20 protein-coding genes are annotated in these 22823 nt (G+C 76.3%); 8 read left to right on the forward strand and 12 right to left on the reverse strand.

Features of this window, described 5'->3' with window-relative positions; genetic code table 11:
* Window positions 1-42 precede the first annotated feature (42 nt).
* From ACI781_RS16705 to ACI781_RS16720, 4 genes are all read right to left on the reverse strand, one after another.
* On the reverse strand, window positions 43-735 hold the full coding sequence (locus ACI781_RS16705) for a DsbA family oxidoreductase (protein WP_456567249.1): 693 nt from the start codon (window positions 733-735) through the stop codon (window positions 43-45).
* A 28-nt stretch (window positions 736-763) separates the two neighbouring features.
* A complete protein-coding gene (locus tag ACI781_RS16710; RefSeq protein WP_456567250.1) occupies window positions 764-1870 on the reverse strand; it encodes a cation diffusion facilitator family transporter in 1107 nt (368 codons plus the stop codon).
* A gap of 90 nt (window positions 1871-1960) precedes the next feature.
* The gene (locus tag ACI781_RS16715) at window positions 1961-2338 is read right to left on the reverse strand and encodes an FKBP-type peptidyl-prolyl cis-trans isomerase (protein ID WP_456545135.1); all 378 of its coding nucleotides are present in this window, start codon (window positions 2336-2338) and stop codon (window positions 1961-1963) included.
* Window positions 2326-3675: an MFS transporter gene (locus ACI781_RS16720; protein WP_456567251.1), complete on the reverse strand. Its 1350-nt coding sequence runs from the start codon at window positions 3673-3675 to the stop codon at window positions 2326-2328. Before ACI781_RS16720 ends, ACI781_RS16715 begins: the two co-directional genes overlap by 13 nt.
* A 162-nt stretch (window positions 3676-3837) precedes the next feature.
* Here ACI781_RS16720 and ACI781_RS16725 point away from each other — a divergent pair, with 162 nt between their 5' ends.
* Window positions 3838-5544, forward strand: coding sequence for a glycoside hydrolase family 13 protein (locus tag ACI781_RS16725; RefSeq protein WP_456567252.1), 1707 nt, complete (start codon window positions 3838-3840; stop codon window positions 5542-5544).
* A 3-nt stretch (window positions 5545-5547) separates the two neighbouring features.
* On the opposite strand, the gene ACI781_RS16730 is transcribed toward ACI781_RS16725, so the two are convergent.
* From ACI781_RS16730 to ACI781_RS16750, 5 genes are all read right to left on the reverse strand, one after another.
* Window positions 5548-6942 carry an amidase gene (locus ACI781_RS16730; protein ID WP_456567253.1) on the reverse strand — a complete coding sequence of 465 codons (1395 nt, stop codon included), beginning with the start codon at window positions 6940-6942 and terminating at the stop codon, window positions 5548-5550.
* A 2-nt stretch (window positions 6943-6944) separates the two neighbouring features.
* Entirely contained in the window at window positions 6945-7145 is a 201-nt protein-coding gene (locus tag ACI781_RS16735; RefSeq protein WP_456567254.1) for a hypothetical protein, read from the reverse strand.
* Between the two features lie 78 nt (window positions 7146-7223).
* Complete coding sequence (locus tag ACI781_RS16740) at window positions 7224-8417, reverse strand: glycosyltransferase (RefSeq protein WP_456567255.1); 1194 nt, start codon at window positions 8415-8417, stop codon at window positions 7224-7226.
* 104 nt (window positions 8418-8521) lie between these two features.
* On the reverse strand, window positions 8522-9784 hold the full coding sequence (locus tag ACI781_RS16745; RefSeq protein ID WP_456567256.1) for an acyl-CoA dehydrogenase family protein: 1263 nt from the start codon (window positions 9782-9784) through the stop codon (window positions 8522-8524).
* A 143-nt stretch (window positions 9785-9927) separates the two neighbouring features.
* Window positions 9928-11931 (reverse strand): acetoacetate--CoA ligase, encoded by a 2004-nt coding sequence (locus ACI781_RS16750; protein ID WP_456567257.1) that lies wholly within the window; start codon window positions 11929-11931, stop codon window positions 9928-9930.
* Between the two features lie 203 nt (window positions 11932-12134).
* Here ACI781_RS16750 and ACI781_RS16755 point away from each other — a divergent pair, with 203 nt between their 5' ends.
* The 4 genes from ACI781_RS16755 to ACI781_RS16770 all read left to right on the forward strand — a co-directional run bounded on the left by ACI781_RS16755 (window position 12135) and on the right by ACI781_RS16770 (window position 16029).
* Complete coding sequence (locus ACI781_RS16755; RefSeq protein WP_456567258.1) at window positions 12135-13151, forward strand: hypothetical protein; 1017 nt, start codon at window positions 12135-12137, stop codon at window positions 13149-13151.
* A 92-nt stretch (window positions 13152-13243) separates the two neighbouring features.
* Window positions 13244-14827: a hypothetical protein gene (locus ACI781_RS16760; RefSeq protein ID WP_456567259.1), complete on the forward strand. Its 1584-nt coding sequence runs from the start codon at window positions 13244-13246 to the stop codon at window positions 14825-14827.
* 81 nt (window positions 14828-14908) lie between these two features.
* Entirely contained in the window at window positions 14909-15631 is a 723-nt protein-coding gene (locus ACI781_RS16765; RefSeq protein ID WP_456567260.1) for a mycothiol-dependent nitroreductase Rv2466c family protein, read from the forward strand.
* Window positions 15628-16029: a DUF2237 family protein gene (locus ACI781_RS16770; RefSeq protein WP_456567261.1), complete on the forward strand. Its 402-nt coding sequence runs from the start codon at window positions 15628-15630 to the stop codon at window positions 16027-16029. The genes ACI781_RS16765 and ACI781_RS16770 overlap by 4 nt, the downstream gene beginning before the upstream one ends.
* A 129-nt stretch (window positions 16030-16158) precedes the next feature.
* Here ACI781_RS16770 and ACI781_RS16775 read toward each other — a convergent pair whose 3' ends face one another.
* The 3 genes from ACI781_RS16775 to ACI781_RS16785 form a co-directional block, all read right to left on the reverse strand.
* Window positions 16159-17550: a DUF222 domain-containing protein gene (locus tag ACI781_RS16775; RefSeq protein WP_456567262.1), complete on the reverse strand. Its 1392-nt coding sequence runs from the start codon at window positions 17548-17550 to the stop codon at window positions 16159-16161.
* Between the two features lie 133 nt (window positions 17551-17683).
* The gene (locus tag ACI781_RS16780; RefSeq protein WP_456567263.1) at window positions 17684-17941 is read right to left on the reverse strand and encodes a DUF167 domain-containing protein; all 258 of its coding nucleotides are present in this window, start codon (window positions 17939-17941) and stop codon (window positions 17684-17686) included.
* A 4-nt stretch (window positions 17942-17945) separates the two neighbouring features.
* Entirely contained in the window at window positions 17946-19592 is a 1647-nt protein-coding gene (locus ACI781_RS16785) for an APC family permease (RefSeq protein ID WP_456567264.1), read from the reverse strand.
* Window positions 19593-19742: 150 nt separating this feature from the next.
* Here ACI781_RS16785 and ACI781_RS16790 point away from each other — a divergent pair, with 150 nt between their 5' ends.
* Genes ACI781_RS16790 through ACI781_RS16800 form a run of 3 tightly spaced genes read left to right on the forward strand, consistent with a single transcriptional unit; the run spans window position 19743 to window position 22743 of the window.
* On the forward strand, window positions 19743-20813 hold the full coding sequence (locus ACI781_RS16790; RefSeq protein ID WP_456567265.1) for a FecCD family ABC transporter permease: 1071 nt from the start codon (window positions 19743-19745) through the stop codon (window positions 20811-20813).
* Complete coding sequence (locus ACI781_RS16795) at window positions 20810-21901, forward strand: FecCD family ABC transporter permease (protein WP_456567266.1); 1092 nt, start codon at window positions 20810-20812, stop codon at window positions 21899-21901. Before ACI781_RS16790 ends, ACI781_RS16795 begins: the two co-directional genes overlap by 4 nt.
* A complete protein-coding gene (locus ACI781_RS16800) occupies window positions 21898-22743 on the forward strand; it encodes an ABC transporter ATP-binding protein (RefSeq protein WP_456567267.1) in 846 nt (281 codons plus the stop codon). Before ACI781_RS16795 ends, ACI781_RS16800 begins: the two co-directional genes overlap by 4 nt.
* The last annotated feature ends 80 nt before the right edge of the window (window positions 22744-22823 follow it).

The raw sequence follows: 22823 nt of genomic DNA on the forward strand, positions 1-22823 counted from the left end.
GGGGGGACGGCGGCGGGGCGGGGGGCGGGTGGTCGGCGGGGATCAGACCGCGCAGGTGCCGTCCGCGCAGCCCTCGGCGGCGGGGACGGTGACCAGCGGGTGGGCGTCGGCCCACGCCTTCTCGAGCACCTGCAGCAGCAGCTCGGCCGGCTGCGCGCCGGCTGCGCCGTAGCGGCGGTCGACGACGAAGAACGGCACCCCGGTGGCCCCGAGCGCCCGGGCGGTGGCGATGTCCTCCTCGACGGCCGGCCGGTGGCGGTGGTCGGTCAGCGCGGCGCGCACGTCGGCCTCGTCCAGGCCCACCTCGACGGCCAGCGGCACCAGCGCGTCGACGTCGAAGACCGATCGGCCCTCCTCGAAGTACGCGTGCAGCAGGCGCTCCTTCGCCTCGGCCTGCAGCCCGTGCTCAGCGGCCAGGTGCAGCACCTCGTGCGCGAGCAGCGTGTTGCCGCTGACGCCGTCGGCCAGCTCGTAGCGCAGGCCCTCGCCGGCGGCGGTCTCCTCGACGTGGCGCATCGTGGCCCGCATCTCCTCGACGCTGCGGCCGTACTTGGCGGCGAGCGCGGGCAGCGTCGAGTGGGTCTCCCCCTCGGGGACGCTCGGGTCCAGCTGGAACGACCGCCACACGACCTCGACCTGGTCGCGGTGCGGGAACCGCTCCAGGGCGGTCTCCAGCCGCCGCTTGCCGATGTAGCACCAGGGACAGACGACGTCGCTCCACACCTCTACGCGCACGGACGACGCAACCGCGGCCGGCCTGCGGTCATTCCGGCCCGTGCGCCCGGGCCCGGGCCCGGCCGTCGCCGGGGGTGGGGTCGAGGAAGACGTAGCGGACGCCGCCGTGCCGGGACACCAGCCGCCGCTCGGCCTCGTCGGAGGCCCGCTCGACGTCGGCGACCGTCGCGGAGTCCTCGAAGTCGACCTTGGCGGACACGATCAGCTGGCCCGGCCCGATCACCGACGTGAGGAGCACCGGGACGGCGCTCACCTGCGGCAGCGCCTCGATCTCGGCCCGGAGCCCGTCCTGGACCCGCTGCGGCACCGACTGGCCGATCAGCAGCGACACGTTGGCCCGGGCGAGCGCCGCGGCGACGACGAGGAGCAGCACCCCGATGAGGATGGCGGCGACGCCGTCCCACACCGGGTCGCCGGTGACCTGCTCCAGGAGCAGGCCGAGTGCGGCGAGCACCAGGCCGACGAGCGCGGCGCTGTCCTCGAAGGTGACCGCCTTGACGGCGGTGTCGCTGGTCTCGGCGAGGTAGCGGCGCGCGGTGGTCCCCTCCCGGCGTGCCTCGGCGCGGACCTGCCGGACGGCCTTGAGCCACGACGCGCCCTCGAGGACGAAGGAGACGGCCAGGACGACGTAGGCGACCAGGGGGTCGCCCTGCTCCTCGCCCTCGAGGATCGTCTCGACGCCCTGGTAGAAGGAGAAGCCGGCGCCGAGGGTGAAGGTGGCCAGGCAGGCCAGCAGCGCCCAGAAGTAGGTCTCCCGCCCGTACCCGACGGGGTGCCGCTCGTCCGGGGCGCGGTCACCCCGCTTCAGCGCGACGAACAGCAGCACCTCGGTGATCGTGTCGGCCAGCGAGTGCGCCGCCTCCGACAGCATCGCCGAGGAGTGGCTGATCAGGCCGCCCACGAGCTTGGCGACGGCGATCCCGAGGTTGGCCAGGCCCGCGACGACGACCGTGGCGGTGGACTCCCCGCCCGAGTCCGGGCCGCCCGCGTCCGGGCCGCCCGCGTCCGGGCCGCCCGCGTCCGAGCCGCCCGCGTCCGAGCCGCCCGGCCCGCCCGGCCGGCTCCCGCCGGGGTCGCCCTCCGCCTGGGCCGCGCGCAGGAGGGCGTGCTCGGGGGTGGGCGCCGGTTCCGTCACGGCGCGGGCAGTGCCCGGGACGGGCCCGGGTCATGCACCGCCGGGGGCGACGCGTGTCGCCCCCGGCGGTGCCGGATCAGCGGTGGGCCGTCAGCGGACGCCGACGAGGTCCACCACGAACACCAGCGTGGCGCCGGGCTTGATGACGCCGCCGGCGCCGCGGTCGCCGTAGGCCTTGTGCGCGGGGATGGTCAGCCGCCGGCGGCCGCCCACGCGCATGCCCGCGATGCCCTCGTCCCAGCCCTGGATGACCATGCCGACGCCCAGGCGGAACTCCAGCGGGTCGCCGCGGTCCCAGGACGCGTCGAAGGTCTCGCCGCCGTCGTGGGTGACGCCCACGTAGTGCGCGCTCACCAGGCTGCCCGGGGTCGCCTCGGGCCCGTCGCCGACGGTGATGTCCTCGATCACCAGGTCGGCCGGGGCCGGCCCGGTGGGTGGGTCGACGTCCGGTCGGGTCAGCTCCGCCACGGTTCTCCCTCCTGCACCGGGGAGGTCCCGGCACCGGCGTCCATCCAAGCAGCGCCGGCCCGGGCCGGCTCCCCGGCCACCTGCGCCGCCGGGACGGGCACGTGGTCCAGCGGGTGCGCCAGCTCGTCGGCGCGCAGCCGGGCGGCCAGCAGCGCGACCGCCGCCATGACCGGCGGCGCGAGCCCGGCGAGCAGGAAGGTGGCCGTCAGGCCGATGGCCTCGCTGACGGTGCCCGCGAGCGCCATGGACAGCGGCATGAGGCTCATCGACGTGAAGAAGTCCAGGCTGGAGACCCGCCCGAGCAGGGCCGGCGGCACCCGCCGCTGCAGCAGGGTGCCCCAGATGACGGTGCCGGCCTGGAAGGTCGCGCCCATGACCGCGCCGGCGGGGACCATGAACCACAGCGACGGGGAGAAGCCGAAGACCACCATGGGCATGCACCCCACGCCCCACAGACCGATCATCACGGTCAGGTAGCGCCGGGGCAGCCGCAGGGAGGCGACGGCGACGGAGCCCAGCGCGCCGCCGACGCCGAACGCGGCCAGGACCCACGCGTGCTGCGCGGCGCCCCCGCCGGCGTCGGTGACCACGTAGGGCACGAGCACCTCGAACGGCCCGATGAACACCAGCACCAGCCCGGCCGCGAACAGCAGGGTGGACAGCAGCCACGGCGTCCGCGCCATGTAGCCGAAGCCCTCGCGGACGTCGGCCAGCAGCCCGGTCTCCCCCCGCTCGCGGCGCACCGGGAGCGCCGGCAGGGCCCGCGCGGTGACGGCGGCCAGCGCCGCGGACACCGCCGTCGCCGCCAGCGCCACCCCCGGGGAGGTGGCCGCGACCAGGAAGCCGGCGGCGGCCGGGCCGGCCGCCTGGGCCAGCAGCGGGCGGACCATCCCCTCCAGGCCGTTGGCCGCCAGCAGCTCGTGCGCGGGGACCAGCGAGGGCACCAGCGCGGAGTACGCCGGGTAGTACAGCCCCATCGCGATGCCGGTGAGCGCGGACACCACGCCCAGGTGCCAGGTGGCCAGCCCGCCCACCAGGGAGAGCAGCGCGACCGCGCCCGTGCTGACCGCGTCCACGACGCCGACCGCCACCAGGATCCGCCGCTGCGGGACCCGGTCGGCCAGCGCGCCGCCGATGAGCGTGCTGGCCAGCATGCCCACGGCGCTGGCGCCCGCGACCACGCCGAGGACGGCGGGGCCGGCGCCCAGCTCGACGACCTGCCACACCAGCGCGATCGCCCACAGGCCCTGGCTGAACAGCGACAGCGCGAGCGACAGGGCCAGCAGCCGGTACCCGCCCGAGCGCAGGGGCGCGAGCGCGCGCGGCAGCCTGAGCACGAGCGGGGGCCTCCTCGTGAGGTGGGGGATGCAGGTCATCGTGCACCACGGGTGTGACCGGCGTCGCGCGACTTTCCCGAGGTGACCCCCGGAACGTGCGCGTCCCGTCCGGGCGGACGGCGGCGGGGTGCAGGCCGCGTCCGCTCGTGCTGGGCTGGGGGCGTGGACCCGACCTCGCCGCCCTGGTGGACCAGCGCCGTCGTCTACCAGGTCTACCCGCGCTCGTTCATGGACTCCGACGGCGACGGCGTCGGCGACCTCGGCGGCGTCCTGCAGCGGCTGGACCACCTGGTCGACCTGGGCGTCGACGTCCTCTGGCTCTCGCCGGTGTACCCCTCGCCGCAGGCCGACAACGGCTACGACATCAGCGACTACCAGGGCATCGACCCGCTGTTCGGCGACCTCGCGACGTTCGACCGGCTGGTCGCCGAGCTGCACGACCGCGGCATCCGGCTGGTGATGGACCTGGTGGTCAACCACACCAGCGACCAGCACCCGTGGTTCACCGAGAGCAGGGCGAGCCGCACGTCATCGAAGCGGGACTGGTACTGGTGGCGGCCGCCGCGGGCGGGCATGCGCGCCGGGGAGCCGGGTGCGGAGCCCACGAACTGGCAGTCGTTCTTCTCGGGTCCGGTGTGGGAGCTCGACGAGGCGTCCGGCGAGTACTGGCTGCACCTGTTCGACCGCCGCCAGCCCGACCTGAACTGGGAGAACCCGCAGGTCAGGCAGGCGGTGTACGCGATGATGCGGTGGTGGCTCGACCGCGGGGTCGACGGCTTCCGCATGGACGTGATCAACATGATCAGCAAGGACGTCGCGCCGGACGGGTCGCTGCGCGACGGGCCGCCGCTGCCGGGCTCGGCGTGGGGGGACGGGTCGGCGTCCTACCTGTGCGGGCCCCGGGTCCACGAGTTCCTGCAGGAGATGCACCGCGAGGTGTTCGCCGGGCGGGAGGGCGGGTTCCTGACCGTCGGCGAGATGCCGGGCGTGACCGTCGAGCAGGCGCGGCTGTTCACCGACCCGGCGCGGGCCGAGGTGGACATGGTGTTCCAGTTCGAGCACGTCGGCCTGGACCACGGGACGTCGAAGTGGGACGTGCACCCGCTGCGCATGCGCGACCTCAAGGCCTCGTTCGGCCGCTGGCAGGCCGGCCTGGCCGACGTCGGCTGGAACTCCCTCTACTGGGACAACCACGACCAGCCGCGGGCGGTCTCCCGTTTCGGCGACGACTCCCCGCGCCACCGGCGCGACTCGGCGACCTGCCTGGCCACGCTGCTGCACCTGCACCGGGGGACGCCGTACGTCTACCAGGGCGAGGAGCTGGGGATGGCCAACGCCCCGTTCGCCTCGCTGGAGGACTTCCGGGACGTCGAGTCGCTCAACCACCACGTGCACGCGGTCTCCGCCGGCGCCGACGCCGCCGCCGTCCTGGCCGCCCTGCGCCGCATGAGCCGGGACAACGCCCGCACCCCCGTGCAGTGGGACGCCTCGCCGAACGCCGGGTTCACCACCGGGACGCCGTGGATCACGGTCAACCCCGACCACGTCGAGTGGAACGCCGCCGCGCAGCGCGACGACCCGGACTCGGTGTTCAGCCACCACAAGCGGCTGATCGCGCTGCGGCACGAGCTGCCCGTGGTCGCCGTCGGGGACTTCCACATGCTGCTGCCCGACCACGACGACGTGTACGCGTTCACCCGCTCCCTGCGCGGGGAGACGCTGCTCGTCGTCTGCAACCTGTCGGCGACGCCGTACGACCTGGCGGGGCTGCTGCCCGAGGCGGTCGGCGCCGAGCTGGTGCTGGGGAACCTGCGCGACCCCGGGCCGCAGCTGCGCGCGTGGGAGGCGCGGGTCCTGCGGCCCGGGTGACCGTCAGCCGACGGGCGCGATCCGGCCGACGGTGCCCGACGCGGCCTCGTAGGCCGCCCCCACGCGCAGCACGGTGGCCTCGTCGAAGGGGCGCCCGGTCAGCTGCATGCCCAGCGGCAGCCCCGCGGCGTCGACGCCGACGGGCAGCGCCAGCACCGGCAGCCCGGTGAGGTCGCCCGGCAGGGTGAGCCGCACCAGCGCGGAGGTCACGTCCTCGGTGGCGCCGTCGGGCCAGCTGACGACGTGGGCCCCGACCTCGGGCGCGGGCACGGGCGCCGCCGGGGTCAGCACGACGTCGACGTCGTCGAACAGGGCCGCCCAGTCCCGCTGGACGAGCGTCCGGACCCGCAGCGCGGTGACGTGGTCGGTGGCCGGGACCAGCTGCCCCACCTCCAGCAGCAGCCGGACGTCGTCGGTGTAGAGGTCGGCGCTGGTCCGCAGCGTCTCCCGGTGGTAGGCGCTGGCCTCGGGCATGAGGATCGCCCACGCGGCTGGGAGCACCTGGTCGGCGCGGGGGAGCGTGACCTCGCGCAGGCGGGCGCCCTGCGCCTCCAGCACGCCGGCCGCCGCGCGCACGGCCGCCGCGACGTCGTCGTGCAGGCGGCCGGCGCCGCCGTCGGCGAGCACCCCGATCCGCAGCCCGGCGACGCCGCGGTCCAGGTCGGCGGCGTGCCGCGGGACCGGCACGTCGACCGTGGCCGGGTCGAGGGGGTCGTGGCCGGCGATCGCGTCGAGCACCCAGGCGCAGTCGACGACGTTGCGCGCCAGCGGGCCGACGTGGTCCAGCGACCACGACAGCGGGGTGACGCCGCGGCGGGAGACGCGGCCGTAGGTCGGCTTCAGGCCGACGGTGCCGCACAGCGCCGCCGGGATGCGGATGGACCCGGCGGTGTCGCTGCCCAGGCCGACCATGCAGGACCCGGCGGCGACCGCGGCCGCGGACCCGCCGCTGGAGCCGCCCGGGATGCGGCCGGTGTCCCACGGGTTGCGGGTGGTGGGCGTGATCGTCCCGTAGGCGAACTCGTGGGTGTGGGTCTTGCCGACCGGGACCATGCCGGCGGCGCGCAGCCTCGCGACGGCGACGGCGTCGGTGTCCGGGACGCGGCCCGCCCGCACCCGGGAGCTGCTGGTCGCGGGGACGCCGGCGCTGTCGAACAGGTCCTTGATGCCCAGCGGGATGCCGTGCAGGGGGCCGAGGTACCGGCCGGCGGCGATCTCCTGCTCGGCGTGCCGGGCGGTCTCGCGGGCCGAGTCGGCCGTCACACAGGCGTAGGCGGTGAGGGCCGGCTCGGTGGCCTCGAGGCGCGCCAGCACCGAGTCGACCAGTTCGACCGGGGACAGCCGGCGGGCCGCGATCTCGGCGGCCGCCGCGGCGACCGGCAGCCGGTACGGCTCCACGGTCAGGACCGCCGGCGCGCGTCGAAGGATGCGGCCGGTGGCGTCTCCCCCAGCGGCACGTCGTCGAGCCGGGCGACCAGCGCCTGGATGCCCTCCGCCATGGCGCCGACCAGTGCCCGGCGCTCCTCCGGGAGGTCGAGGCGGGCGGCACGCAGCGCGGCGGTCAGCGCGTCGCCGGAGGAGGACCGGGAGGTGGGGGGCACGGCGGGGCTCCTGGGGGCCGGGGGGACGACGGCCCCGAGCCTGGCCTGCGCGTCCCGGGCCCGCAACGTCGTCCGGGCTCAGGCCGCCGGCCGGGCACCCGTCCGCGCCCCGCCGGCCAGCACCCGCGCGTAGTGCCCGATGAGCTCGTCGCCGACCGCCGCCCAGGTCCGGTGGACGACGGAGCGGCGCGCGCGGGCCGCGGCCGCCCGCAGCGCCAGCCGGTCGTCGCGCAGGCCGGCGACGATCGCGGCCAGCACCCGCGGGTCGTCGCCGCTCCACAGCCACCCGTTGCGCCCGTGCCGCACGAGGTCGAGCGGCCCTCCCGCAGCGGCCACCACCGCGGGCACGCCGGCGGCCAGCGCCTCCTGCACGGCCTGGCAGAACGTCTCGTCGCGGCCGGGATGGACGAACAGGTCGAGGGAGGCCACGAGCCGGCCGAGGTCCTCCCCCGTCCGCTGGCCGGTGAACACCGCCCCGGGCAGCGCCCGCTCCAGCCGCCGCCGGCACGGACCGTCCCCGGCGATGACCAGCCGCACGCCGGGCAGCCGGGCGACGTCGGCCAGCAGGTGCAGCCGCTTCTCCACGGCCAGCCGGGCGACGACGCCGACCAGCAGCTCGCCCGCGGGGGCGAGCGTGGCGCGCAGGTCGGGGTCCCGGCGGCGCGGGTCGAACTGGCGGCCGTCGACGCCGCGGGCCCACAGGGCCAGCTCCGCGACGCCGCGGCTGCGCAGGACGGCGGCGGTCGCCGAGGACGGCGCCAGCGTCAGGTCCGCCGTCCCGTGCACCCGGCGGACCAGCCGGTCGGCCAGCGCGGGCCCTCCGGGCAGCCGGTAGCGGCGGGCGAAGGCCGCCAGGTCGGTCTGGAAGACGGCGACGACCGGGATGCCCAGCTCGCGGGCCGCGCGGCCGGCCGCGGCGCCGAGCAGCGCCGGCGAGGCCAGGTGGACGACGTCGGGCCGCAGCCGGCGGAGGGTGTCGGCGAGGTCGAGCCCGGGCCGGGCGACGGCGAGCCCGCGGTAGCCGGGCAGCGTCATGGCCGGCACCCGCTCGACCTCGATCGGCGCCCCGCAGGCGCTGGTGTAGCTCTCGCCGCTGGGCGCCAGGACCACCGGGCCGTGACCGCGGACGGCGAGGTGGTCGGCGACCCGGACGACGGAGTTGACCACGCCGTTGACCGCCGGCCGGAAGGTCTCGGCGACGACGGCCACCCGCAGGCCGGCGACCGGCGGGGCGCCCGCGCCGGGCACGGCGGGGCTGAGGGCTCTGGTCACGGGGCCAGGGTCGGCACCGGACGTGTCCACCCGGTGAGCAGCGGGGATCCGCCGGCGTCACCCCGGCCGAACTCCTGCGCCGACCGGCCCGGCCGGCCGCGCGGTCACGCGAGGGGCGAGCGGGGCAGCATCCGGTCGCTGATGATCCGCTTCTGGATCTCGCTGGTGCCCTCGAAGATCGTGGTCAGGCGGGCGTCGCGCCAGTGCCGCTCGACCTGGCGCTCGGTGGTGTAGCCGTTGCCGCCGTGCAGCTGCATCGCCTGGTTGGTGACGCGGACGGCCATCTCGGTCGCCTCCAGCTTCACCATCGCGGCCTCCCGGTCGCAGGGGACGCCGTGGTCGAGCAGGTGCGCCACCTGCCGGTAGAAGGCGCGGCTCTGCTCGACCTGCGAGGCCATCTCGGCGACGGCGAAGCGCAGCGCCTGGAAGTCGGCGATGGGGTGGCCGAACTGCTCGCGCTCCTGCAGGTAGACGACGGAGTCCTCGAGCGCCGCGCGGGCCAGGCCGACGGCGCGGGCGGCGGTGTGGACGCGGGCGGTGTCGAGGAACTCCTTGGCCTTGCGCATCCCGGCCCGGGCGCGGTCCTCCACCTCGCCCTCGGCGGCGTTGGCGTCGTCCAGCACGTTGCCCGCCGGGATGCGGACGCCGTCGAAGGTCAGGTCCCAGGTGAGGAAGCCGTGGTAGCCGACCTTGTCGATCGGGGAGCCGGTGAGGCCCGGGGGGAAGGCGCCGCGCTCCTTCTCCAGCAGGAGGGTGCGCAGGCCCCGGGAGCGCGGCTCGCCCTCCTCGGGGTCGCGCTCGCGGACCAGGACCTGGATGAAGTCCGCGGCCTCGGCGTTGCCGCACCAGCGCTTGCGGCCGGTGACCACCCACTCGTCGCCGTCGAGCACCGCGCGGGTGGAGATGCCGGCGAGGTCGGAGCCGGCGTCGGGCTCGGACAGGGCGATGGCCCCGATCCACTCGCCGCGCGCGCTGCGGCGGAGCAGGTCCCGGCGGCGGTCGGCGTCGGGCAGCGTCGTCCCGAGGCCCTGCGCGCGGGCGAGGATGCTGGCGGTGCTCATCCAGGCGCGGGCCAGCTCCTCGGACACCATGCAGTACTCGAAGACGCCCAGGCCCAGGCCGCCGTGCTCGGCGGGCACGGTGATGCCGAACCAGCCGAGGTCGGCGATCCGCTGGAGCAGCGAGGCCGGGATGAGGCCCTTCCTCGGGTCCAGCTCGTCGGCGACCGGCAGGACCTCCTCCATCGCGAAGCGCCGGGCCTGCAGCTGCAGGGCCTCGCGCTCGGGGGTGTGCCACGGCGGGAGCAGGTCCGGCGGGCGCGCCGCGAGCGGCTCGGGGTTCGGGCTGGCGGTCCCGCTCGACGTCATCGTCGCTGGCTCCTGCTCGCACTCGGCGGTCGTGCCTGCACTGTGGCCGCTCGACCCCACGGCCGCATCCCGCGCGCGCCCCCGCCCGCGGCACCGCTGCCGCGGCCGGGGTTGCAGCCGCCGGGGCAGCAGCCCCGGCGTGCTCAGCGGGTGGCGCGCTCCCGGGCCAGCGCGATGTAGTGCTCGACGGCGGCCGGGTCGTCGACCGTGCCGGTGTTGACCGCCTTCTGCGGGTCGACGCCCTGGAACAGCCGCTTGAGCGGCACCTCCAGCCGCTTGCCGGTGCGGGTGTGCGGCACCGCGGGGACGGCGATGACCTCGTCGGGCACGTGCCGGGGGCTGGCCTGGGTGCGGATCGCGCCGCGGATCCGGGCGACCAGGTCGTCGGTGAGCTCGGCGCCGGGGGCCAGCTGCACGAACAGCGGCATCCAGTAGCCGCCGTCGGGCTGCTCGACGCCCAGCACCACGCAGTCGGCGATCTCCGGGATCGCCTCGACGGCGGCGTAGATGTCCGCCGTCCCCATGCGGACGCCGCCCCGGTTCAGCGTCGAGTCCGACCGGCCGGTGATGAGGCAGGTGCCGCGCTCGGTGATCTCCAGCCAGTCGCCGTGGCGCCAGACGCCCGGCCACGGCTCGAAGTAGGACTCCCGGTAGCGGGTGCCGTCGGGGTCGGCCCAGAAGTACAGGGGCATCGAGGGCATGGGCTCGGTGATGACCAGTTCCCCCAGCGCGCCGACGACCGGGTGGCCGTCCTCGTCCCAGGCCGCGGCGGCCACGCCCAGCATCGGCCGCTGCAGCTCGCCGACGGTGACCGGCAGGAGCAGGGAGCTGCCGACGAACCCGGTGGCGACGTCGGTGCCGCCCGACAGCGACCCGAGGAGGAGGTCGCGGCCGACCGCCTCGTACACCCAGCGGAAGGCGGCGGACGGCAGCGGTGAGCCGGTCGAGCCGAGGGTGCGCACGCGGGACAGGTCGTGCGCCTCGCCGGGACGGATGCCGGCCTTCTGGCAGGCGGTCAGGTAGCCGGCGCTGGTGCCGAGGTAGGTGACGCCGATGCGCTCGGCGAGCGCGAACTGGGCGTCGACCGACGGGTACGCCGGGGCGCCGTCGTGCACGACGACCGTGGCTCCGACCAGCAGCGCCGAGGTGGCGATGTTCCACATGATCCAGGCGGTGGAGGCGTACCAGTAGAAGCGGTCCCCGGGGCGGACGTCGCCGTGCAGGGCCAGCTGCTTGTGCTGCTCGAGGGTGACGCCGCCGTGCCCGTGCACGATGCCCTTCGGCAGGCCCGTCGTGCCCGAGGAGTAGACGATCCACAGCGGGGCGTCGAAGGGCAGCGGCTCGAATCGCGGCTCCTGCTCGTCGGCGACGGCGTCGGCCCAGGCCAGCACCTCGCCGGGGCCGCTCGCGGGCAGCTCGTCGGGGAACAGCCGGGGGACGGCGATCGTCGCGCGGACGGTCGGCAGCGCGGCGCGGAGCTCGGCGACCACCTCGCGCCGGTCGTGCGGGCGGCCGTTGAAGCGGTAGCCGTCGACGGCGACGAGCACCGTCGGCTCGATCTGGGCGAAGCGGTCCAGCACGCTGCGGGTGCCGAAGTCGGGCGCGCAGGAGGACCACACGGCACCGATCGAGGCGGCACCGAGGAAGGCGACGACGGCCTCGGGGACGTTGGGCAGGTAGCCGGCCACCCGGTCGCCGCGGCGCACCCCGAGCCGGCGCAGCGTCTCTGCGAAGGCGCCGACCTGCCGGCGCAGCTGCGTCCACGAGACCTCGACCGGCTCGGCGTCCCCGGACAGCACCTGCTCGGTCACGGCGATCAGGGCGGGGGCGTCGCCGCCGTCGTGCCGCAGCGCCAGCTCGGCGTAGTTGACCGTCGTCCCGGGGAACCACTCCGCGCCGGGCATCTCGCGCCGGGTCAGCACGCGGTCGTCGGGGACGCCGGGCAGCACGCCGCTCCAGTCGGCGATGTCGGCCCAGAACTGGTCGAGGTGCTCCACCGACCAGCGCCAGAGCCGGTCGTAGTCCAGCGGGTCGCCGAGGTCGACGCCCCGCCGCCGGGTCACGTGGCCGGCGAAGTCGGCCAGCCGCGTGGCCCGGATGGAGTCGGGGGTGGGCCGCCAGAGGACGTCAGGGGCGTGGTCGCTCACACCCGCAGCCTGCCACCGCGACCCCATGCGTTTCACGTGACACATCGGACTCGCCCGCGTGACCGGGTGTGACCGGTCCGTCCCGGGATCCACCCCAACGGGCGACCCGTTCCGGTTGGCGCTCGCCCGGCGATCGGGGTCACGCTCGGCTACGAGTCGACAACGCTGAGTCGAGGACTCGGCGCCGAGCGCTGGGGGCGGGCATGGCCGGACGCGAGCACGGAGCCGCCGGGCTCCGTCGCGTCCTGGGGCGCGCTCTCGCTGTCGGCGGGCTCGGCGCCGGACTCTGGCTGGCCGGACAGCTCACCGCGACCGCGTCGGCCGACGAGCTGCCCGCGCCCGACCCGCTCGGCGGCGCCGTCGCCTCGGTCGGGGAGCTCACGGCGGCCGTTGGGGATGCGTTCCCGTCCGTGGTGCACGAGGTGCTGCCCGCCGTCGTCCGCCCCCCGGGAGCCGACGCGCCGCCCTCCGGCGGGGCGCCGGCACCGGTCCTCCCGCCCGTGGTCGCCCCGCTGGTGGACGCCGCCGCGCCCGTGCTCACCCCAGTCGTCGAGGCCGCCGCGCCCGTGCTCACCCCAGTCGTGGACGCCGCCGCGCCCGTGTTGACGCCCGTGGTCGACGCCGCCGCAGCCGTGCTGCCGCCGGCGCTGCCGCCGGTCCTGACCGCAGTCGTCGACGACGTGGTCACCCCGCTGCTCGGGCTCCTGGAGCGCACGCCGCTCGGCTCGGTGGTCGACCGGGTGGACGCCGTGCTCGACGCCGTCGTCGGGCCGCTGCTGGGCGCCGGCCCGGCGATGCCGCCCGCGCCCGCTGCGCCGCCGTCGCCGTCGGCTGCTGACGCGCCCGGTGCTGCCACGCCCGCCGGTGCGGGTGACGGGGCATCGGGGCTCGCGGTCGCCGGCACCTGGGACACCGAGGAAGCGCCCGGCCGGCACGCCGTCAGCGCGCGGGTGAGCGCCGTCGCGGCGGGTGCCGCCGCGGGTGGCGCCTCCTCCCCCGACGGGCCGGCCGCCCCGTTCCTGCCCGCCGGCCCCTCGGCGTTGCCGCCGTCGGGCACCGGACCGTCGTCCGCCGCGGGTGGCGCGGGCACGGACCTGCTGCCCGCCGCCCTGCCCGCGGCCGGGTCGCCCGGCGACTCCGGCCTGCTCCGCGGCGTGCCCACCGAGGGCACCCCGCCGTCCTGCGGCACTCCCGAGGACCCCGCCACCTCTCCCGACTGAGTGCGGCGCCGCCGGCCGTCCGTGCCGGCGATGCGCCATTCCCCCGCCGTCCCACCGGGACCGGGGACCCACTCATCCGGAGAGGTACAGCCATGCACACCTGGATCCGTCGCGGCCTGCAGGCCGCGGTGTTCACCGGCGGCCTGTGGGCCGTCGGGACGGGGGTCGCGTCCGCGGACGACACCCTCGACGTCACGGTGCCGGTCACCGTGACCGACAACGCGCTCGCCGTCCTGGGCGACGCGCCCGTCGCGGGCGGCTCCCTGCCCGCGGTGTCCGCCGACGTGGGCGTCGACCTGGGGCCGCTGTCCGTGTCGGTGCCGGTGAGCGTCGGCGGGAACGCCGTCGGGGTGCTCGGTGGGGCGGCCGCGCAGCCGCCCGCGGCCGCGCCGACGGCAGGGCCGCCCGCGGACGTCGTCGTCCCCGTCACCGTCGCCGGCAATGCCATCGGCGTGGCTGGCGGCGCGACCGCGTCCGGCACCACGCCCCCACCGCCGGCCGTGGACGGGGACCCGCTCGGGATCGCCGTGCCCGTCACCGTCTGCGGCAACGGCATCGGCCTCCTGGGCGACGCCGCCGGCGGCTGCACGCCGGCACCGGCCACCGGCAACGGCCCGGGCGCCAGCGGGAACGGCCCGGGCGCCAGCGGGAACGGCCACGGCAACGGCAACGGCGGCAACGCCGGGAGCGGCGGCCTGCTCGACGTCGACCTGCCCGTCACCGTCTGCGGCAACGGCATCGGCCTTCTCGGCGACGCCGCCGGCGACTGCACGCCGGCACCGGCCACCGGCAACGGCCCGGGCGCGGGCGGCAACGGCCCGGGCGCCAGCGGGAACGGCCACGGTAACGGCCACGGCGGCAACGCCGGGGGCGGCGGCCTGCTCGACGTCGACCTGCCTGTCACCGTCTGCGGCAACGGCATCGGCCTCCTCGGCGACGCCGCCGGCGGCTGCACCCCCGCCGCGGCTCCCGGCACGGGCGGCAACGCCCCTGGCACCGGCACCGGTGCGGGCGGCGGCAACGCCCCTGGCACTGGCACCGTGGGTGGCGACGCATCCGGCGGCTTGCTGGACGTCGACCTGCCCGTCACCGTCTGCGGCAACGGCATCGGCCTCCTCGGAGATGCGGCGGGCACGTGCGGCGCGCCAGCGAGCGGTCCCGGCACCGGTGGTCCGGGCACGGGCGGTCCCGGCACGGGCGGTCCCGGCACCGGTGGTCCCGGCACGGGCGGCCCGGTGGTCGACGTCGACCTGCCGGTGACCGTCTGCGGCACGGGCATCGGCCTCCTCGGCTCGGGTTCCGCCACCTGCGGAGGCTCGACGCCCGGCGGTCCCGACATCCCGGAGGGTCCGGAAGGCCCCCAGGGTCCGCAGGGTCCGCAGGGTCCGCAGGGTCCGCAGGGTCCGCAGGGTCCGCAGGGTCCGCAGGGTCCGCAGGGTCCGCAGGGTCCGCAGGGTCCGCAGGGTCCGCAGGGGCCGGCCTGGCACTCCTACGGCCCGACAGCCGGCAGCCCGGTGACCGCCGTGCCCGCGTCCGGGGCGGCGTCGTCCAGCACGGCCGGCGCGGGCGAGCTCGCCTACACCGGCAGCGACACGGGGACGTGGGCGCTGCTGGCGGTGCTCTGCCTGCTGGCGGGGGCGGGTGCGCTGATGGGCGGCCGGCGCACGGCGGGCTGACCCGTTGACCGACGGCCGGGCCCACCCGGGTCCGGCCGTCGGCGACCGGCGCCCGATCCCGTCCGCCGTTAGGTTGCAGCCGTGGCAGACGCCGATCTGCGGTTCTACTTCGACCCGGTGTGCCCGTTCGCCTGGATGACCAGCGAGTGGGTCCGCCTCGTCGCCCGGCGCCGCGAGTACCGCGTGGAATGGCGCTTCATCTCGCTGCGACTGCTCAACGCCGCCGTGGACTACGCGGCCCAGTTCCCGCCCGACTACGAGGCCGGGCACACCGACGGGTTGCGCCTGCTGCGGCTGGCCGCGCGCGTCCGCGACGAGCACGGTCCGGACGAGGTCGACCAGCTGTACCGGGCGCTGGGCACGCGCATCTTCGGCGCACCGAACGGCCGGTCGCCTGCCGCCGGCACACGCGGCTCGGCGGAGTTCGTCCGTCCCGTTCTCGACGACCTCGGGCTCCCCGCCCACCTGGCGGACGCCCTCGATGACGCGAGCCGGGACGCGGTCGTGCAGGCCGAGACCGACGAAGCCCTCGCGCTGACCGGCAAGGACGTGGGGACGCCGATCCTCCACTTCCGCCCCCCGGGCGGCACGGCCTTCTTCGGGCCGGTGATCAGCCGGCTGCCGGGCGAGGAGGAGGCCGTCGAGCTGTGGGACCACGTCGTCGCGCTGGCCTCCTTCCCGGGGTTCGCGGAGCTCAAGCGGAGCCTGCGGGAGCGGCCACAGCTGCCGTCCTTCGGTGTGGTCGCCGGCGAGGTGGGCCGCGAGGAGGACTGGCACGGCGGCAGCCGGCGGCAGCGGCGGTGAGCGCGCCGGAGACCGAGCGCAACGTGCTCGGGGGGCCGCTCGAGCCGTGCGGCACCGACCCGATGACCGGCTTCTACCGGGACGGGTGCTGCCGCAGCGGACCCGACGACCTCGGCCGGCACACGGTCTGCGCCGTCGTCTCCGCCGACTTCCTCGCCCTGCAGCGGGAACTGGGCAACGACCTCAGCACCCCGCGGCCGGAGTACGGGTTCCCTGGGCTCGTCCCCGGCGACCGGTGGTGCGTGGTGGCCGCGCGGTGGCTGCAGGCGTTCCAGGCCGGCGCCGCCGCGGGCGTGGTGCTGGCCGCGACCAACGCCCGGGCCCTGGAGATCGTGCCGCTGGAGGCGCTGCGCCAGCACGCGGTCGATGTCCCCGACGACATCAGCGGACTGGACTGAGCGCCAACCACCCAGCTCGACCCGCCGGCACGCCCACTGCCCCCGCGGACGGTGTCCGTGGGGGTCGTCGGCGGCCTGTGGCCCTGGTGGCGGCTCGGCCCGAGGGGTGGGCTCGGCCCGAGGGGCGGGTCAGACGGGGACGAGGGTCGGCGTCCGCCCGATCCGATCAGCGGGTTCGCGGAGGTCATGGGCCGGCAGGGCGTCGGGATCGGATCCCTGATGCTGAGCCGGGGCGGTCTCGCGGCCTGGGCCGTCGTGGAGGTCGGGGACCTGGCCAGGCTCCGGGGCCTCGCCGGGATCGGCGTCGGGCGCCGGGTGGCCGGTGGGTGCGAGGTGGTCGTGGCGGGGGTGGATCTCGGTGCCGTCGGGGCGGTAGGTGTGCCAGACGCCGTCGGTGTCGCGTTCGATGGTGAATCCGGAGTGGACCTTGCCGTGGTGGCGTTCGCACAGCAGTGCGGTGTTGTCCAGGGTGGTCTCGCCGCCGAAGGCCCAGTGGATGACGTGGTGGGCTTCGCACCAGTGGGCGGGGGCATCGCAGCCGGCGAACACGCAGCCCTTGTCGCGCAGGTCCAGCAGGTGCCGGAGTGCGGCGGGCACGATGCGGACGTCCCGGCCGCGGTCGATGGGTTGCCCGTGCGGGCCCATGACGATGCGGGCGACGGTGGAGTCGCAGGCCAGCCAGCGGGCGCGGGCGGCGGAGATGGTGGCCCCGAACCCCATGGTGGCGGCGGTCGTGCCGGCCGCGGGATCGACCAGGTCGGCGAGTGGGAGCAGGGCGGCGATGCCGGGGCGGCGGGTGCGCTGCACCGGCACCGAGCCGGCGGCCAGCAGCAGGTCGGCGGCCTGCACCAGCGCGTCGGCGCGGAGCTGGGCGGGGGTGCGGTCGTCGCCGGCGGTGCGGGAGACCGCGGCGATCGGTTCGAGCACCGCCTTGACCTTCTCCCCGCCGACGGCGTCCAGTTCGCCGCGGACGGTGACGGTGCCGTCGGGGTGGGTGAGCAGGCACAGGCTGCGCCCGATCACCGGGTCGGGTTCGGGCCCGTCGGGGTCCAGCCGGGTCCGGTAGCCGGCGACGACCTGGGTGAGCACGATGTGCGGCTGCCCGGCGGCGATGGCGGCCAGCGCCGCCTCCACCTCCCCGACGTCCACGCCGGCGTCGGCGGCGGCGGCCAGCGCGGCCGGTGCGGCGATCGGGGCGATCGCGGTCACCTGGTCCACCCCGATCGTGCCGGCGGCGAACGCCGCCGCGGTGGCCGGCAGTGACTCCAGGGCGCGGCCGCGGCGCACCAGCGCGGCGGCGCTGTCGTGCCGCAGGCCGGTGTGGGTGCGCAGCCAGGCGGCCATGGTGGGCAGCCCGTCGCGCTCGCACGACCCCCGCGCGTCGGCGGCGCGCACCGCGGCGGTCAGCCGTGCGGCCAGCCGGTGGGACTGGGCGACCAGCGCGGCCACCTCGGCCAGAAGCACCCCGTCCGGCAGCCCGTGCCACCGCCCGGGATCACCTTCCACGTCATCCGAACACATGTACGAAGAATACCGGCCCAGGCGTTCTGCTGCAGCACGAATCCCCAGGTAAGACCGCTGTCCACGGATGCCAGGAGGGGCTTGACCGAGCGTTCATGACCGCCACCACGGACGGCCCGCGCAACCTCGGCGCTCAGGCGTCCAGCAGCCCCGCCACCGCCTCCGCGCAGCCGTCCGGGACCTCGACGACCTTCGTCCGGCTCGTCGCGCCCGTCACCAGCGCGACCTCCCGGCGCCGCAGCCCGAGCGCCTCGGCGACGGCGACGAGGGCGGCCTCCGTCGCCCGGCCGTCGACCGCCGGGGCGCCCACCCGCACGACCAGCGCTCCGTCGTGCGCGCCGCCGACCGCCGTCCGTCCCGCGCCCGGCCGCACCCGGATGGCCACCCGCACGGCGTCAGCGCTCGTAGGGCTCGCGCCCCTCCGGCAGGTTCGACAGGTCCGGGGCGATCACCGTCTCCTCGCGGGAGTCCGGCAGCCGCAGCCCCGCCCCCTCGGCGGCGGGTTCCAGCAGCAGGTCACCGGGCCGCTCCCGCAGCGTCTCGCCGCGGAAGTAGGCGGGGGCGATCAGGTTGTAGACCCCCATCAGGACGACGCCCAGCAGCAGCGTCCCGATGCCCACCACGAACACCCCGCCGACGCCGAAGATGACCGTCTCCCCGTACTCGGGGTCGGCGTACTCGATACAGGCGAGGACGAACACCGCCAGCAGCAGGACACCGCCCAGCAGCGGGATGACGAAGCGCATGACGACGTCGCGGGCGGTGTGCAGGTCCCGCCGGAACTCCCAGGCGCACGCGAACCCGGTCATGCCGTAGTAGAAGGCGATCAGCACGCCGACGGCGGTGATCGAGTCCTGCAGGACGTTGTCGCTGACGATCGTCAGGCCCACGTAGAAGACGATCGACGCCGCGCCCATGGCGATGGTCGACACCGACGGGCTGAGGTACCGCGGGTGGATGCGCGCGAACGCCGCCGGGAGCGCCCGGTACGCGCCCATCGACAGGGTCGCGCGGGCGGTCGGCAGGATGGTGGTCTGCGTCGACGCGGACGCCGACGTGAGCACCGAGATGATCAGCAGGGCCTCGAAGACGCGCCCGCCGAGGTCGTCGCCGAACACCGCGGGGCCGATCGCGTTGAACACGTCCTCGGCGTTGTCCTCGTTGCCGAGCCCGATCCCCGTCGTCCCGACGCCCGCGAAGGCGACCGTGGCGACCGAGACGACGGCGTAGGTGCCGAGCAGCAGCAGCGTCGAGATGATCGCCGCGCGGCCCGGCGTGCGGCCGGGGTCGCGGGTCTCCTCGTTGATCGCGACGGCGGTGTCCCAGCCCCAGTAGATGAAGATCGCCAGGAGCAGTGCCTCGGTCAGCGCCGACCAGGACAGACCCGACGGCCACAGCCACGACAGCGACGGCCGCAGCGACCCGTCCGGGGCGTCCCCGGAGTACACGCGCACCAGGGCGTAGACGGCGAACGCCACGAGGACGACGACCTCGACGCTGAGCAGCACGTACTGCAGGCGCTTGGACACCTCGAGCCCGATGTAGCAGACCCAGGTCATGACGGCGATCCACACGACGCCGGCGACCGTGGTCCAGAAGGTGTCCTCGGCGAGGGAGTCCAGGCCGACCAGCTGGTAGCCGTAGGACCCGGCGATCTGCGCCAGGTTCGCCATGACGATCACGTCGGCGGCGATGAGCCCCCACCCGCCGAGCCAGCCGGTGCGCGGCCCGAACGCCCGGGCGGCCCAGGTGAACGTCGTCCCGCAGTCGGGCTCGCGCTTGTTGAGCTCGGCGTAGGCGACCGCGATGAAGTACATCGGGACGAACGCCAGCAGCATGATCGCCGGGGCCTTGACGCCGACGGCGATGACGACGAACCCCAGCGTGGCCGCCAGGCTGTAGGCGGGCGCCGTCGACGCCGTGCCGATCACGATCGACGACAGCAGGCCCACCGTGCCGGGCTTGAGCCCCTTGTCGACGGCGGTGCCCTCGGGCGGGCGGCCGAGCGCCGCGGTGGGCACCACCCCGGATCGGAAGGACACGACGACCGCCTCTCCGCCGCGGTTCGATCGGCGGGCGGCCGCGCAGCGCGCGAGATCCTATCCGCCCCTCAGCGGACGGCGAGGTGCCACGGCCGCACCGGCATGAGTAAGGTGAGCCTTCCCTATGCCGTCCGTCCACCGGGAGTCGCCGTGCGCGCCGTGACCGACGCCCCGGCCCCCGCGGCCACGGCGGTCGCCGAGCGGCGGCGCGGGCTGCTGCGCGGGGCCGGCGGGCGCGCCACGACGCTGCTGGTCCTCCTCGTCCTGCTGGTCGCCGCCGTCGCGGCCAGCATCGCCGTCGGGTCGCGGCCGATCGGCCTCGGCGCCGTGTGGGACGCGCTCACGACCCCCGGCCTCGACACCGAGGAGGCCGTGATCGTCCGGGAGCTGCGGATCCCCCGCACACTCCTCGGCGTCCTCGCCGGGCTGGCGCTCGGCGCGGCCGGCGCGCTCACCCAGGGCCACACCCGCAACCCGCTGGGCGACCCCGGGCTGCTGGGCGTCACCGCGGGCGCCTCGTTCGCCGTCGTCCTCTCCATCTGGCTGCTGGGCGTGACCGCACCGTCGGGCTACGTGTGGTTCTCCTTCGCGGGCGCGCTCGTCGGCAGCGTCGTGGTGTTCGCCCTCGGCGCGGCCGGCCGCGGCGGCGCCACCCCGGTGACGCTCGCCCTCGCTGGCGCCGCCGTCAGCGCCCTGCTGTTCGCGCTGGTCCAGGCGATCCTGGTCAGCGACCAGGAGACCCTCGACGGCTACCGGTTCTGGGTGGTCGGCTCGCTCGCCGGCCGGGACGCCGGCGTCGCCGCCCAGGTCGCCCCCTTCATCGCGGCCGGCCTCGTGCTCGCGCTGGCCAACGCGCCGGCCCTGGACCTGCTCGGCCTCGGCGAGGACGTCGCCCGCGGCCTCGGGCAGCGGGTGTGGCTGGCCCGGCTGACCGGCCTGGCCGGCGTCACGCTGCTCTGCGGCGCCGCCACCGCCGCCTGCGGGCCGATCTCCTTCGTCGGGCTGGTCGTGCCGCACGTCGTGCGCGCGTTCACCGGCCCCCGGCACCGCTGGCTGGTGCCGTGCTCGGCGCTGCTGGGCGCGGTCCTGCTGCTCACCGCGGACGTCGTCGGCCGGGTGCTCGCCCGCCCCGGCGAGGTGCAGGTCGGCATCGTGCTGGCCTTCGTCGGCGCGCCGTTCTTCATCGCCCTGATCCGCCGGCGCCGGCTGGCCGGGCCGTGACCGCCACCCGCGAACACCCGCCGGCCGCACCCGCCCGCCGCGGGACGACGGTCGTGCGGCTGGGCCCCGCCTCGGCCCGGCTGCACTGGCGGCAGGTCCTGGTCCCGGCGGTGGCCGCGGTCGCCCTCCTCGCGGTGGGCGCCGTCAGCCTCGGCCGCGGCGACTACCCGATCCCGGTCGGCGAGGTGCTGCGCACCCTCGTCGGTCTGGGCGAGGGCAGCTCGGAGTTCATCGTGCTGGAACTGCGCGCGCCCCGGGTCGTCGTCGGCCTGCTGGTCGGGCTCGCGCTGGGCGTGTCCGGGGCGCTGTTCCAGACCTTCGCCCGCAACCCGCTGGCCTCCCCCGACGTCCTCGGCATCACCCAGGGCGCCTCCGTCGGCGCCGTCGCGGCGATCGTGCTCAGCGGGACGACGACGGCCGGCGAGCTCCTCGGCGGCCTGGGCATCCCGGTCGCGGCGCTGCTGGGGGCGCTGGTGGCCGGTCTGCTGCTGTTCGTGCTCACGTGGCGGTCGGGCATCGAGGGGTTCCGCCTGGTCCTGGTCGGCATCGCGCTCTGGTCGCTGGGCAGCGCCGTCGTCGAGTACCTGCTCACCCGCGCCCGGATCTTCGACGCCTCGGCCGCCTACGTCTGGATCACCGGCTCGCTCAACGGCCGCACCTGGGACCACGCGGTACCGCTCGCCCTGGCCCTGCTGGTCGCCCTCCCGCTGGCCCTGGCCGCGTCCCGGGCGCTGGCGGTGCTGCAGTTCAGCGACGACACCGTGCGCGGGCTCGGCGTCCGCCTGCCGGTGGCGCAGGCCGCCGTCGTGCTGATCGCCGTCGTGCTGGTGGCCGTCGCGGTCTCCGCGGCCGGACCGATCGCCTTCGTCGCGCTGGTCGTGCCGCAGATCGCCGTCCGGCTCACCGGCGGGTCGCGGCCGCCGCTGCTGGCCTCGGGCCTGGTCGGCGCGCTGCTGGTCGTCTCCGCCGACCTGCTCACCCGCACCGTGCTGCCGGCGGCGCTGCCCGTGGGGATCCTCACCGCCGTCGTCGGCGCTCCCTACCTGATCTGGCTCCTCCTCCGCGGAAGGCGGCGATCGACGCTGTGACCACCCACCTCGCCCCGCAGTCGACCGGCGCCGCGGCCACCCCCGTGCCGGACGGACCGGTCCGCCTCGCCGCGGAGTCGGTCCGGCTGGCCTACGACGAGCGGGTCGTCGTCCACGACGTCGACCTCGCCCTGACCGACGGGTCGTTCACCGCGATCGTCGGGCCCAACGGATGCGGCAAGTCCACGCTGCTCAAGGCCCTCGGGCGGCTGCTGCGGCCCACCTCGGGGCAGGTGGTGCTCGACGGCCGCGCGATCGCCCGCACCCCGACCCGCGACGTGGCGCGCGTGCTCGGGCTGCTGCCTCAGACGCCGATCGCCCCCGACGGGCTGACCGTCGCCGACCTCGTCGCCCGCGGCCGGCACCCGCACCAGAGCTGGCTGCGCCAGTGGAGCCGGGACGACGAGGAGGCCGTCGCCGAGGCGCTGGCCTGGACCGACATGACCGAGCTGGCCGACCGGCCGGTGGAGGCGCTGTCGGGCGGGCAGCGGCAGCGGGCGTGGATCTCGATGGCGCTGGCGCAGGGCACCGACCTGCTGCTGCTCGACGAGCCGACTACCTACCTCGACCTGGCCCACCAGATCGACGTCCTGGAGCTGGTGGCCCGCCTGCACGCCGAGCGGGGCCGCACGATCGCCGTCGTCCTGCACGACCTGAACCTCGCGGCGCGCTACGCCCACCGGCTGGTCGCGATGCGCGACGGTGTGCTGGTGGCCTCGGGGACCCCGGCGGAGGTGCTCACCGAGCAGCTGATGGCCGAGGTCTTCGAGCTGGAGGCGCGGGTCGTGCCCGACCCGGTGGCGGGCACGCCGATGGTCGTGCCGGTGCGCCGCCTGCGCTGACGGCCCACCGCGGGCGGCCGGTGCCGGTCCCCGCGCGCGCCCCGCCCGGCCCCGCCGAGGCATGGGAGGCGATCCCCACG

It is taken from the genome of Blastococcus sp. SYSU D00695, assembly GCF_054050555.1.